This window comes from Roseofilum reptotaenium CS-1145, assembly GCF_028330985.1.
Classification (GTDB): Bacteria; Cyanobacteriota; Cyanobacteriia; order Cyanobacteriales; family Desertifilaceae; genus Roseofilum; species Roseofilum reptotaenium.
In genome coordinates, this window is record NZ_JAQMUE010000055.1 from 1 (window position 1) to 12,619 (window position 12,619).

Here is a 12,619-nt window from a genome sequence, read left to right on the forward strand (position 1 = left end):
ATCTTGTCTATGGAAACTTTCTATGGATTATCTCTTGCCTTGGGCGATCGCCCCGATTATGATTCATGCATCAGTTGAATATTAACGCCTTGAGAAAGTGTTAGCGCACTCTCCCAAGACTTCCCCAACTGTAGACCAAGTGCAATTGGAGCAAAATTATAATGGCACAGGTTTTAGTCCCCGTCTATATAGGCACAGTGTCTGACGCTGACGATGGGCAATACTACAAATATTTTGAAGAGTCCGAAGTACCTGGACTGAACCGGTTTAATATTGGCGATAAAGTCCGATTCTGTGATGACTTCGTATTAGTAAGCCACGAGACTGGGGAACATTTTACGGCAGATGTAGAACACACTCACCTCATTGAAGTGATAGACTACTGTCCTGATAAAAAGGAGTATTCTTATTGGGTAAAGATTGACCCAGTGTTACGTCATTGCGGGGAAGCCTTTAGCTTTTGGTATCACGATTCGGCTCGCCATGAAGATGATTGGTATGGCTGGTTGCATGAAGATGAACTCGCTCCAATTTGCGACGACCAGCCAGAAAAAAAAGGAGCAGATTAGAGTCTAGGAGATTATCAAAGGGGGTCGGCATTAGTGGACACCCTTGGCGGTTTATCTTCGGCAGCCGCAATCTGTTTATAAGAGCAATCAGCGATTTTATTGAAGCAACCCTGTGGGTCATGGAGTGCTGATGGATATATATCTTCTTTGGTTACCCTAGTTGGGTCTCCAGCTTAGATATATACTTTTCCATCACACCTTATGGTTCTCTCTTCATCCATAGGGGATGCTTATGTGATGGTCGTACGACTGTCATGTGACTGATGTATTCATTGAATTCTATGGCGATACTTCTATGGATAAGTTTTCTCTATTTCTATGACCTATTTACCCTGCACTGTTTTGGATGGCGTAGGATGAGTTTGTGTTGAATGTGTGTTGAGTGTAGTCTCTTGAGTGCTAGGCCATGGGTTCGATGCCAGGCACAACAATCGAGAACTTAAAGCGGGACTGACGGGTCTCGAACCCATGGCCTAGCGCTTAGGAGGCGCTCGCTCTATCCAACTGAGCTACAGTCCCAGCCTCCCCATTATACATGATTTTAATTCAGCCGGGAGACTAACCCAAGTCCAGAACCGCCTTTAAGCGCTCAACTACAAACTTACGGTCTAAATACGACAATAAACTGCCTGCTTTTGGCCCCCGTTCTTTGCCTAGGAACGATTGGTAAATTGCAGGAAATGCTAGATTGGGTTTAATCAATAACTCCTTCGTGGTAGAGAAAATTAAGGTTTGTAACTCCTCCGCTTCCCAACTTTCAAGTTTTTCCAGATTCACAACCAACTGGTTTAGATAGGTCTTTTGTTCCTCGGATAATTGACTAGCCCCTTCAGGAATCTCATCCCAATAAATCACTAACTTTTCTTCTTCATCGGCATAATCTTCAAGCCATTTTTTGCCGACAGCAATCCGTTTTCTAATCTCTGCCCAATCCCTATCGGTTAGAGAAGACATTCGTTTTTGAATTTCCGCTTCAATCTCTAAACCAGGAATTTGCAACAAGGAAATTAAGGTACTCAGTTCAAAGGGTTGATAGGGTTCAATTTTACTATCCAACTGGGCATACAAGAGAGACATCAAATCCTTCGGGAGTTCACCCTCTTCTCCAGTACTTTGCCACTCCTGGTATTTAGCAATCAACGTATCATAATCTCGGAATAGGCGAGTCGTAGTTTCATAGTTGGGTGCAAAGTTAATTACAGTTTTGGGGGGAGTTCTTAACATCAAAAACCGCAAGAGTTCAGCCGGCAATAAACCCGCCATATCTCTGGCACTTGAACCGACTCCTTTGGAGGAACTCATTTTTGTCCCATTGACTAAAATAAATTCATAGGGCGAATGGAAAGGTGGTTGTTTTTTCAGTACTTTGCGACAAATTGCATTGGCCACATCACGAGATCCACCTTTTTGGGAATGGTCTTTTCCTGCCAATTCAATGGTGACTCCCAAGATATCCCATTTGGCGACCCATTCCACTTTCCAAGGTAATTTTCCATTCCCATCAAAGGGAGAAACCCAGCCCGAATAACCACATCCTTCTACCCAATCGGTGCTATCTGGTTTGCAGGTATAAAAGACTTGTTCGCCGTTGTAATCGCTGACGACAGTCGTGGCGATTTTACCACAATTTTCACAGACGACTTGGAAGGGATACCAATCATCAGGTCGTTTGGCTTTACTGACTTGTTCATAGGCTTGGCGAATTAAGTCAGCATTGTTTAAAAAGGTGTCAATGTAGGGATTGAGTTGTCCAGTGCGATAGAGATCGCGCAGATAATAAACTTTTGGCTGTACTCCCAAATATTCAAAGACTTGTAGAAACTCGCCCATAAAATATTTGGCGTAGTCGCTGGCTGTTTCTTCTGGGGAGGGGACATTACAGAGAGGATAGCCTAGGTAGGGTTTAAAGTGTTCCTGGTTGAGATACTTTGGAACGGTATCTAAGGCATCATAATCATCGACACCATAAAGGAACTTAACGAGTTTTTGGGCCTGTTTTAAGGCACGATAGATGACATCATGGATAATGACTCCCCGTAGCGATCCGACATGAACACGACCGGATGGAGTTTTCGAGTCATTGACAATTTGTTCGCCCTGTGCATCTTGTGCAATCTTATCGGCCCAAAACATAATGCATTTTTATTTATCCACAATCTTTTTAGTATAATATCAATGATCTAAAAAATCTAGGTTTTGAAGCTCTTTAATCTGCCTCTATGTCTTCCATAACTGAATCTTATCCAGCTTGGAGTCGATCGCTCACTCAACCTGGGACAGAGTTTCCCCCAACACCCCTTGAGATCTTAGAAGGTGCGATACCGCAAGGGTTACGAGGAACACTTTATCGTAATGGCCCTGGACGGTTAGAACGGGGTGGTGTGCGCGTGGGTCATTGGTTTGATGGGGATGGTGCAATTCTGGCGGTTAAGTTTACGGATGAGGGAGCAACTGGGGTTTATCGATATGTGCAAACGGAAGGATATTGTGCAGAGGGTGCGGCGAATCAGTTTTTGTATTCCAATTATGGCAGGACTGCCCCGGGTCCGCTTTGGCAACGTTGGGGAAAGCGACCGAAACATTCAGCGAATACGTCGGTTTTGGCCCTACCTGATAAACTTTTAGCCCTGTGGGAAGGCGATCGCCCCTATCGGTTAGACTTGGAAACGTTAGACACTGAGGGTAAGGATGACCTATCCCAGTTACAACCAGGAATGTCCTATTCTGCCCATCCGAAAGTAGATGCTCAGACGGGGGAAATTTTCAACTTTGGTACAATTCTGGGAGCCAAACCAAAATTATGTTTATATAAGAGCGATCGCACGGGCAAAATTCTCCAAATGGGCGAACATGTTCTCAAGAGTGTGTCCATTATCCATGATTTCGTTCTCGCTGGCCCCTATTTGGTCTTTTTCATTCCCCCCATTAAATTGAAGTTATTCCCGATTTTGCTGGGGACTCAGTGTTTTTCTGATGCTCTGGAATGGCAACCGAATGGAGCCACACAAATTTTAATTTTCGATCGCCAAACCCTCTCTCTGGTGTCCCAACAAGAAGCACCTCCCTGGTTCCAGTGGCACTTTAGCAACGGATTTATGGATGAACAGGGGAACCTGGCGATCGATTTCGCCCGTTATGAGGACTTCCAAACCAATACATTTCTGAAAGAAGTCCCCAGTGGCAAAACTCATACGAAAGCATTAAGTCAATTGTGGCGATCGCATCTTAACCCAAAAACAGGGGAACTCATTGACCATTATCCCTTGATTGAGCAGCATAGCGAATTTCCCATTGTCTCCCCCCTAGAAGTTGGAAAACCGGCACGCTATACCTATCTGTCCATGCATCGTCCAGGAACCCCATTAGGTGAAGATTTACTGAATGTCATTGCTCGTTGGGATAACCAAACCCAAACCTTGGAAATGGGCGATCCAGGTCTCGGATCGTACCCCACAGAACCGCTTTATGTCCCCAGTCCAGAAACAGAAGAGAAGGGTTGGGTGCTAACTGTGATTTATCATTCCTCTAGTCATACCAGCGAAATCTGGATTTATGATGCCCATCACCTCAGTGATTCCCCCGTTTGTCGGTTAGGATTACCCAGCGTTATCCCCATCGGATTTCACGGTACATTTGCGAACGAGCATCAGAAACCCGTTTTCTAGTGGACTCTTTCATCTTATGTGATGCATTAAAAAAAGATGAGGAAGAAGAGAAGTTAGGACAGTTTCCATTGCCTATTGCCTCAAAATAACCAAGCGATTCACGCTCAAAATTCCCGTTGGGCTAAAATAATTGTGGCTAAAGCCAATAACGCTATCGTGTAGACAATACCATATCCTGCATTTGTGGTCAGGGTCACAGCACCCGGTAAAGAGTTCATCCCATACACCGCTAAGTTTTTCACATCCAAGCGAGATAGATCGGGCACAATAATGAATAAGACTTGACTCAGACGGGAAAACAAGGGAGTTTCGACTAAGGCATTCAGTTTCACCATATCGGCGCTTAAGTTACCCATGAAATAAATGCCAAATGTGAGGAAAAGAGCCACTAAGGAACGGGTAAAGACTCCAAATAAAATGGCTGCTGCTGTAATCAAGGATAGCTTTAGAATGAGGAACAGAGCAGAAATAATCAGGGCAGTTAAAGACGCATAACTGGTTTGATTTAAGGTTAAGATTCCCAGATAAATCCCCATCATGCCAACGACTAAGACGCTCAAAACTGCCGAAACGCCTAAAAATTTGCCCACAATTAGTTCAGAGATATTGAGGGGTTTGGCAATCAGTAAATAAATGGTTCGCTGGTCAATTTCTTTGTTAATTAATCCAGTACTGATAAATACCGTTACTGCCACTCCTAGAATCTCCATCAATCCTAAGCCCACATCCAGAAGAATTTTATCTTCTACGGTGGAGGCAACTTCCCGAACTACGGGGATCATAAACACGATTATGATGGCGAATAATCCCCATACATAGAGAATGCGATCGCGGATGGTTTCGGCAAATACATTATTGGCAACAACCCTGAGTCGATTAAAATTCATAGGTCTGTCTAAAAGCAGGATAAATTAGTCGGAGCTGAATGGCGATCGGAGTTTTCCTGGGTCTAATTTTATCACAAATAAGCTGTTATCCATGTTCTGGTTCACCAACTGTGGATTGGCGATCGCCCATTCATCAATCATAAAGTAAAAGTAAATCCAGCAACTGATGAGTAAACTACTCAGAAGAATGATAATATTTCTTTGCAAGCGTTTTTTCCCTTCTGCCGATCCGAGATCGAGGGAGCGGAGTCTGATCGCGTCAGGAAAGAGTTGAGTGAGGGCGATCGATTCCGGATAGCTCACCCACAACACTTTCTGTGAAACCCTATCGAGTGTCCTACTCATAATCAGAGAGAAAATCAACCAGATAATGATGGGTTTGAAATCGATACCCCAACAGTCTAGAGTATATTGACTCAGGAAAATCCATAGGGCATAGAGTACAGTGAGAAACCCAAAGAAAGCGATTGGCTCTTGCAGTTTTTCCAGTTTGAAGATGGGCATTAAAGCCGCAATAGTCCAGAACCCAAAACCGATCATAAACAGGATTTGCCAGAGAGTCGGCGGCTTGGAAAATAGAGTCTTGAACAGTTGAATAAAGTTGCTCATGAATCGGTTAAGGTGTATTCAAACTGAACCGAATAAATTTCATCAGGACTACAAGTAAAATAACGCTATTACTCATCAAATGGGCATTAAATACGGTGCGAGAAATTGCTTTTTCGATAAAGGCTTCACGGGCGGCGATACTAAATCCTCCTTCTCCATATTTTCTTTGTATCCACATCTTGCGAATATTACGCAGAAGAGCTAATCCTTGCCGTTTGACAAACCAGCCAATCAGAAAAGCACCGATAATTGCCAGTAAAATCCAGGATAGACTCGATCGCTCCCACTGGCCAAATAGGACTAAATCAATTACATTTTGGCGAATGGGATTGGGCAATAAGAGTTCTAAATTAAAGAATAAGAACCAACCGATTAGGTTGGCAAGCAAATTCAGTGTAGCGGCATAAAAAATGCTAAAACGGGGATGAAGCTGAAGTTGAGTATGGAGAAAATAGGATTCAATGGCGATCGCCACCCATAAGCAGAGTATCTGTAAGGCGATCGTTCGTAGGGGCAGGATAACTATCACCGGATAATTAATACTTAACAATTAGCAATTAACAATTACTTTAGATTATTAATTGTTAATTGCTAAACTGATCCTAGCTTTTATCGAGTTCCCGGCGCAGTTGCTCCAAGTCATCATCAACTTCTGAAGTCGAGCGACTTGAATCAGGAGTACCTTGGGGCAGAGCCGCTTGATTGGGTGATGCGCCAGTTAGCTGGGCTTTCATGGCAGCCAACTCATCATCGACATCACTTCCTTCTAAGGCTGCAAACTGTTCTTCAATTCCCGTACCACCAATCTCGTAGGCTGCCTGACTTCTGGCTTCCATTTGCAGCACTTTTTCTTCCATCCGATCAAACGCAGCGAGGGAACTACTGGTTCCGATGTTCGAGACGGTATTCTGCAAGTTTTCTTGAGCTTTAGCTGCTTGCATCCGTGCTTTGAGCATGTCTTTCTTGGTTTTCGCCTCAGAAATCTTGCCCTCTAGCTGCATTAAGTTTTTCTTCAGGGTATCTACCTGGGCGGTTTGTTGCTCTAAAGAAACTTTAATGGTGGTGGCGCTGTCACTCTGAGCTTTTTTGCGCTGCAATGCTTCCCGAGCTAGATTTTCGTCGCCCTTCTGTAGAGCCAGTTGTGCCCGTTGCTGCCATTTATTGGCTTCATTTTGGGCTGTGTTATATTGTTGCTGGCTCTTTTTTTGGCTGGCGATCGCACTAGCTACCGCTTGCCGAAGTTGGATCAGATCTTCCTGCATATCAATAATAGACTGCTCGAGTATCTTCTCCGGGTCTTCTGCTTTATTCACAAGATCGTTTATATTAGCTCTCAGAACTCGGCCGATCCGATCGAATAATCCCATAATTCTAATTCTGCTTTCCTGTCAGGGTCTATATACAGATTATAGTGGAGGGGAAAAGGCAATAGGGAGGAGAGGCAATAGGTAATAGGCAATAGGGAAGAGTTGGGTGGCACGCTAACATTTCCCATAATTATTAATTTGGTTAATAACCTACAGTTCATTGAGTCGCGATCGCAACTCCTCTAATTCGCGATCGTACTCGGACTTGCTTCTGGGGGCTTGGCTTTTCAGTTGCGTTTTTATCAGGGTGAGTTCCTCCTCTACGGAAATCTCTGTCCCTGATTCTAAAGCTTGGAATTGCTTCTCTACAGGATCTTTTCCCCATTCGGAACTCAGTTGAGCTTGGGCTTCGAGTTCTTGTACCTTATTTTCCATCCGCTCTAAAGCTGCTGATGTACCTCTAGGATTCAATTGATTCATCACTTGATGCAACTGTTCGGAGGTTTTAGCCGCACGGGCGCGGGCAATATAAAGTTCTTTCTTCGCTTTAGCCTCCGCTATTTTGCCTTCTAGGGTGCGTAAATCATTCCTCATACGATCCACCACATCCCCTTGCTGTTCCAGGTGTTCCTGGAACAGTCGCGCTGTTTCTAGATACGGTTTGCGTCGGTTTAGAGCTTCCCGGGCCAGAGTTTCATCCCCTTTTTCTAGAGAGAGTTGGGCCCGTTTGTGCCAATCTTCGGCACTTACCGTAGCTTGATGATATTGCCGTTCTGTACGTTTTTGCACGGCGATCGCCTGAGCTACCGATTGTCGCAGACGCACCATATCATCTTGCAATTCTAAGATAGCGGTTTCTAGGAGCTTTTCCGGGTCTTGCCGTTGAACGATCCAGTCATTCACTTGGGCACGAACGGCACGAAATAGGCGATCGACAACACTCATAATCCCATCCCCATTTACTCATCATCATAAATTTTGGCAGAAATTCCCTCAATTTTCAGTTCCTCCACGAACGTTTCTGCCATTTCTCGATGATAAAACGACCCCAAGTACACATAAATCCCATCCGCAAAATTGCGTAAATACGCATCGGGAACCAAGGATTGAATTTTCGCCATCATACTCCCATCCTCATAATTAGCCACTACCGAATAGGATTGACCATTCTCGGACTCCGGCAAAGTCGCCACCGGTTCCGGCATCCATTCCTGTTCTGCAGGCATATCTACTGGGATAGGAACAGATCCCGTAAAGCCCTGAAGATAATTTTGAGGAGGGACAGGTTCAGGTACCGGTTCAGCAAATGACGGAACCTCTGGAGGCATGATGGGTGTTGCGGCTTGCAACTGGGGCAACTCGTGAGGATTGGGGGGGACAGTCATCCCAGGCACAACTGGAGGAGCAGGAGGTAAAGGGGCTGAAGGTTCGATCTCTTGTACAGGTGTCCCTTGAGGCGTTGGCGGCAATTCTGATTCTGGTTCCGGTGCAGCGGAAAGAATCGGTAAACTCAACACCCGCAAATTCAGCCCCGATGAGCGGTTAGACTCCGAAGAGGTGGGAGGCTCTACTGGAGTTTTCGCGACTACAGGCGAAGCGACTGGAATCGGGGAAGCCACTGGAGAAGGTTGGGGGGGTTGCTTGGGTTCCAGAACACTCAAACTCTCCAGGGTTAACTGGCCAAATTCTGAAGTTGGGCGAGGGGTAGATTGGGAAACATTAGAAGAATTCGCTGGAGTTGTTGCAGGTTCTGGAGCAGATTCGGGAACAGTGGGATTAGGCTGCCGGAAGGGACTATTGGGGAACAAGTAACGCATCAGCGAAGGGTTAAGAAAAATCACCCCAAATGTAATGCACAGCAGAATCAAGAGCAGAGTGGAACCGATCCCCAGGGGAGTAAGCCAGGGATTAAACGCTGGGGTAGGGACAGGGCTTTCGTCTTCCTCTTCCTCCTCAGCTAAACTTCTGAGCAATTCTTCTGAAGATTCTAGGTAATCCTCTGGGGGACTATCGGCTTCAAACCCTGTATCCGGTTCAGCCAGATTTTGATCGGCAAAAGAGGTAGATAGGGCAGCCCCTAAATCGGTATCCGCTGAGGGGGATAGGGAAGCTGGACGTTCTGGAGGGGTTTCTAGCGTCTCTGGAGAGGGGGGGCGCTTCGGTTGGGGGCGTTCTGGAGGCGGCGGTGAGACTAACTCTAAGGTTTTTCCTCCCTGTCCTTGAGCTGTTGCCGTTAACGCATAGCTTTTCAGAGGTGGAGTATATCCTTGGCGATATCGCCGATATCGGGTTAATTCTTCCTCTAGGCTGACATTCAGACTCGTGAGAGCCGCTTGCAGCGGGAGGGAGATGGCATAGGTCTGGTGGGGTTCGGGTGCTGGTTTTGCCGGAAAACGGTTACTCATCGCCAAGGTCTTGCCGTAGTGATTCGGTGAATCTGCTTATTTGAGCGTTGATTGTATCTTATTTTGATGCGTAATGATAGGGAGACCCTAGAATTTTATTCACAAACATTTAAATTCGAGCCATGTTTCTCTGGATTTTTGGTAATACTGGCTACGTTTTGGCGATCGCTCTAAGGGATAAGTCAAGAGCAAGGAACCTATCCTTCATCCGTATTTTTATTGCCCGGATTATAACGGAGGCGATCCAGATTAATCATCAGTGCAATGGGAGCGGTCTTGTTGATCCCCAATAGTTTATCCCGGAAATAACCCCTTATTCCTGACAGGGATGATAGTGAAAACGGAGAATTCATGTCCAAATTTAAAGCAAACATAAAAAAAGTATAAAGCTATTTTCAATTTGTCTAAGAGATAACTGAAAATAGAATAGAAGCCGATATCCGCCCCCTATTGAGGATCTGCCATGAACAACTCCAATTGTCAAACCTCCGCTTGTCGGTATTGCCGCCACTTTACTCCTGAAGGTCGGCGAGGGGGCAACTGCCAACAACTCAATGTTCCTGTGCGCGGTGGATGGAAAGCTTGTCCCTTAGCTATTCCAGCTTTTGCCCCGTCTTGGGAAGGTTTAGAAGGTTTAGGACTTTGGCAGTATGAACCCTTAACCGCGATCGAAACCCAGTCCAAGCCATTAGAACCCGTTGCCCTCAAAGAGTCACGCCCCAACTTGAGTGTCGTTGAGGATGATTTAGATTTAGATCAAGATCTCGCCTTAGCTTAAGTACACAACCGATCAGATCAACCGTGTTTTAAGATCAAAACTTTAAAAAACGATATACCAATTATCGATTTAAGCCAGAAGCCGGGTTTCTTGAGGAAATCCGGCTTCTCTGTGGGATGGGGGATGATACAGGGCGAAGCGCTGTAAAGTAATAAGTAAGGAATCAAAAGTGGACCGTTACACCATGAGTATCCATCTCACTGCTGACCAAGAAGAATTCATTCAAACCAAGCTGGCCTCTGGGAAATATCAAACCTCTGAAGAAGTCATTTCCACTGCCTTACACCTGCTTGATGAATGGGAAAAAGCCCAAACCCAATGGGTGGAAGAGGTCACCTCCAAAATTGATGCAGCCGTATCTGCGTCTGAACATACACCACCCATTGATGGAGAATCGTTCATTGATGAGATTTTAGAGCGTCTGGGTCGAGCGCGTTAGGAGACGACGATGAACCGCTATACCCTCAATATTTTAGCAACCCAAGATCTCAATGAGATTGCGGAGTATTTTGCGAACTCGAATGTAGACGCAGGAGAAGAATTTTTTTGGAGTTTAATCAGCGATGTAAACAACTGGTTGATTTTCCCTATTCAGGTAAAAGCTATGCAGATTTACGTCTTGGACTCCGAGGCTTATCATTCAAGGGTTATATTATCTTTTATCGAGTTTTGGAGGATGGGGTGGAAATCTTGCGAGTGTTGAGCGGTCGTCGGAATCTTCCTCAATTCTTTCAGGAATCTGAATAAGCTTATAGTCAGTAAAATAACAAATATCCCCCATTCCCCCATCTCCCCATCCCCCATGCTCCGCTTCCTCAACTGTCTCAAACGGCTCTTCAACCGGTGGTTCGGCAAAAAACGCCAACCCCGAAAAACCGCCGCGCCACCGCCTGCTCCTGCGCCGGATAATGCCGAATGCGAAGCCGTATTCATGGAACTGTTGGAGGGAGTTGACCAAGGATGGACAAGGGGCAAGGGTCAAAGCTTCTTGTTTCGTAAAAATATCTCCAAGGACACCCTCATCGCCTGGTTACGGGACTTTGCCCAGCGCGTACGGCAGAACCCAGAACAGCACCGGGAACTGGGGAGACGGTTGCAGAAACTGGGGAACCTTGCATGGAGGGAACTCTCGCCAGTCGCGGCACGTTTGGCGCAGGAGTTGGTGGTAGTGGAGAAACCGAGAGAGGAAGGGACAGATACGGAGGTTGACGGGGATGGGTTGGTAACAGATGAGGAAGAGGCGAAAGACACCATAACAGACTTCATACTGTCGATATTAACAAGACAATACAAGCAAGGTGATTTATTGGGAGCTATCACTTCCGTTGATAAGTGCCTAGAGATTAAATCCGATGATCACAAACTTTGGACAATAAAAGGTAGCTTATTGTCAGAGTTGGGTAGATACGAAGAAGCAATCGACTCCTTCAACCGGGCAGTTACAATTGAAATGAATTACCCTAGTGCTTGGTACCACAAGGGGCTGGCGCTGTATCACTTAGGCAGAAATGAAGAGGCGCTGATCAACTACGACCAGGCACTGAAGATTAACTCGGATTACTATGAAGCTTGGAACAACCGGGGCAATGTGCTACGTGAGTTAGGGGAATATGAAGAAGTTATCGCCTCCTTCGACAGGGCACTGGAGATCAAAGGGGACATATATGAAGCTTGGTTAAACCGAGGACAATGTGTTGGAAAACTACATTCCGCTCCTCTGCCATCTTCTGCCCTCACCCGCCAATATCCCCAACTCAACCAACGGGGTTTTGAAGGGGCACTTGCCAGCTACCAGCTAGGCTTAACCTTCTGTACCCAAGACCAACACCCCCAAGGTTGGGGACTGTTACACTATGAAATTGGTCGCACCTACTATTACCGAGGACGCAAAAGCCTCTACACTCGCGACGCAGGACGCTCTGACTTCCGCGAAGCTCTCAAGCACTACAACCAAGCCCTGCAAACCCTCACCAGAGAAGCCTATCCTCAAGATCATCTCGAACTCATCCAATATCTAATCCGTGTCCACAACGCCCTCCACAACGAAGATGAACGCAAAAAATGGCGCAATGAAGGCTTAGAGGTTTGGAGCCAACTGCTCAACGACCCCCATAAATCTTCCCAACAAAAACGCCAACTCGCCATCCAATTTATCCGCTTCGCCCGGATGCGCGTCGATGTCCTCCTCGAAGACAACCTACTCCTAGAAGCCTTCCGCGCTGCCGAAGAACAAAAAAACCTCTATCTCACCTGGATCTTAGACCGTCAAAACCAACATATCCTCAGTCCCACCACCCGCGACATCTAACAGAACCTCCTCAACCCCACCACTGCCCTCATTTATTGGCATCTCAGCGACCTCACCCTCACCACGTTCCTCCTCCTCCCCGGTGAACCTG

The 12,619-nt window shown here is 46.0% G+C and carries 13 protein-coding genes and 1 tRNA gene; 6 read left to right on the top strand and 8 right to left on the bottom strand.

The genetic code is table 11. The features are described 5' to 3' along the window. Positions 1-161 precede the first annotated feature (161 nt). The gene (locus PN466_RS09105) at positions 162-569 is read left to right on the top strand and encodes a hypothetical protein (protein WP_271938900.1); all 408 of its coding nucleotides are present in this window, start codon (positions 162-164) and stop codon (positions 567-569) included. Between the two features lie 445 nt (positions 570-1,014). Here PN466_RS09105 and PN466_RS09110 read toward each other — a convergent pair. Together PN466_RS09110 and lysS are read right to left on the bottom strand one after the other, a co-directional pair. Next, a tRNA-Arg gene (locus PN466_RS09110) sits at positions 1,015-1,088 on the bottom strand. A gap of 39 nt (positions 1,089-1,127) precedes the next feature. Further along, a complete protein-coding gene (gene lysS / locus PN466_RS09115; RefSeq protein ID WP_271938903.1) occupies positions 1,128-2,702 on the bottom strand; it encodes a lysine--tRNA ligase in 1,575 nt (524 codons plus the stop codon). Between the two features lie 86 nt (positions 2,703-2,788). Between lysS and PN466_RS09120 the strand changes: the two genes are divergently transcribed. Then, a complete protein-coding gene (locus PN466_RS09120; RefSeq protein ID WP_271938904.1) occupies positions 2,789-4,234 on the top strand; it encodes a carotenoid oxygenase family protein in 1,446 nt (481 codons plus the stop codon). A gap of 104 nt (positions 4,235-4,338) precedes the next feature. Here the strand turns inward: PN466_RS09120 and PN466_RS09125 are convergent, their stop codons facing one another. From PN466_RS09125 to PN466_RS09150, 6 genes are all read right to left on the bottom strand, one after another. Beyond that, positions 4,339-5,121 carry an ABC transporter permease gene (locus tag PN466_RS09125; RefSeq protein WP_271938905.1) on the bottom strand — a complete coding sequence of 261 codons (783 nt, stop codon included), beginning with the start codon at positions 5,119-5,121 and terminating at the stop codon, positions 4,339-4,341. A gap of 24 nt (positions 5,122-5,145) precedes the next feature. Then, positions 5,146-5,730 carry a DUF5357 family protein gene (locus PN466_RS09130; RefSeq protein WP_271938906.1) on the bottom strand — a complete coding sequence of 195 codons (585 nt, stop codon included), beginning with the start codon at positions 5,728-5,730 and terminating at the stop codon, positions 5,146-5,148. Positions 5,731-5,737: 7 nt separating this feature from the next. Further along, a complete protein-coding gene (gene fraC / locus PN466_RS09135) occupies positions 5,738-6,280 on the bottom strand; it encodes a filament integrity protein FraC (RefSeq protein WP_271938907.1) in 543 nt (180 codons plus the stop codon). Between the two features lie 52 nt (positions 6,281-6,332). Next, positions 6,333-7,097, bottom strand: a complete 765-nt coding sequence (locus PN466_RS09140; RefSeq protein ID WP_271938909.1) for a PspA/IM30 family protein — start codon at positions 7,095-7,097, stop codon at positions 6,333-6,335. Positions 7,098-7,247: 150 nt separating this feature from the next. Beyond that, the gene (locus PN466_RS09145; RefSeq protein ID WP_271938910.1) at positions 7,248-7,982 is read right to left on the bottom strand and encodes a PspA/IM30 family protein; all 735 of its coding nucleotides are present in this window, start codon (positions 7,980-7,982) and stop codon (positions 7,248-7,250) included. 14 nt (positions 7,983-7,996) lie between these two features. Further along, on the bottom strand, positions 7,997-9,442 hold the full coding sequence (locus PN466_RS09150; RefSeq protein ID WP_271938911.1) for a hypothetical protein: 1,446 nt from the start codon (positions 9,440-9,442) through the stop codon (positions 7,997-7,999). Positions 9,443-9,905: 463 nt separating this feature from the next. On the opposite strand from PN466_RS09150, the gene PN466_RS09155 reads away from it, so the two are divergent. The 4 genes from PN466_RS09155 to PN466_RS09170 all read left to right on the top strand — a co-directional run bounded on the left by PN466_RS09155 (position 9,906) and on the right by PN466_RS09170 (position 12,528). Further along, entirely contained in the window at positions 9,906-10,220 is a 315-nt protein-coding gene (locus PN466_RS09155) for a hypothetical protein (protein ID WP_271938914.1), read from the top strand. A 169-nt stretch (positions 10,221-10,389) separates the two neighbouring features. Then, on the top strand, positions 10,390-10,659 hold the full coding sequence (locus PN466_RS09160) for a ribbon-helix-helix domain-containing protein (protein ID WP_271938917.1): 270 nt from the start codon (positions 10,390-10,392) through the stop codon (positions 10,657-10,659). Between the two features lie 107 nt (positions 10,660-10,766). Next, on the top strand, positions 10,767-10,967 hold the full coding sequence (locus tag PN466_RS09165) for a type II toxin-antitoxin system RelE/ParE family toxin (protein WP_271938918.1): 201 nt from the start codon (positions 10,767-10,769) through the stop codon (positions 10,965-10,967). Positions 10,968-11,022: 55 nt separating this feature from the next. After that, positions 11,023-12,528 carry a tetratricopeptide repeat protein gene (locus PN466_RS09170; protein ID WP_271938921.1) on the top strand — a complete coding sequence of 502 codons (1,506 nt, stop codon included), beginning with the start codon at positions 11,023-11,025 and terminating at the stop codon, positions 12,526-12,528. The last annotated feature ends 91 nt before the right edge of the window (positions 12,529-12,619 follow it).

Excerpts from the sequence above, each read along its gene's own strand:
- PN466_RS09130 (WP_271938906.1), bottom strand. The coding sequence starts at position 5,730 with ATGAGCAACTTTATTCAACTGTTCAAGACTCTATTTTCCAAGCCGCCG.
- PN466_RS09145 (WP_271938910.1), bottom strand. The coding sequence starts at position 7,982 with ATGAGTGTTGTCGATCGCCTATTTCGTGCCGTTCGTGCCCAAGTGAAT.
- PN466_RS09150 (WP_271938911.1), bottom strand. The coding sequence starts at position 9,442 with ATGAGTAACCGTTTTCCGGCAAAACCAGCACCCGAACCCCACCAGACC.
- PN466_RS09105 (WP_271938900.1), top strand. The coding sequence starts at position 162 with ATGGCACAGGTTTTAGTCCCCGTCTATATAGGCACAGTGTCTGACGCT.
- PN466_RS09120 (WP_271938904.1), top strand. The coding sequence starts at position 2,789 with ATGTCTTCCATAACTGAATCTTATCCAGCTTGGAGTCGATCGCTCACT.
- PN466_RS09170 (WP_271938921.1), top strand. The coding sequence starts at position 11,023 with ATGCTCCGCTTCCTCAACTGTCTCAAACGGCTCTTCAACCGGTGGTTC.
- PN466_RS09155 (WP_271938914.1), top strand. The coding sequence starts at position 9,906 with ATGAACAACTCCAATTGTCAAACCTCCGCTTGTCGGTATTGCCGCCAC.
- PN466_RS09125 (WP_271938905.1), bottom strand. The coding sequence starts at position 5,121 with ATGAATTTTAATCGACTCAGGGTTGTTGCCAATAATGTATTTGCCGAA.
- lysS (WP_271938903.1), bottom strand. The coding sequence starts at position 2,702 with ATGTTTTGGGCCGATAAGATTGCACAAGATGCACAGGGCGAACAAATT.
- PN466_RS09140 (WP_271938909.1), bottom strand. The coding sequence starts at position 7,097 with ATGGGATTATTCGATCGGATCGGCCGAGTTCTGAGAGCTAATATAAAC.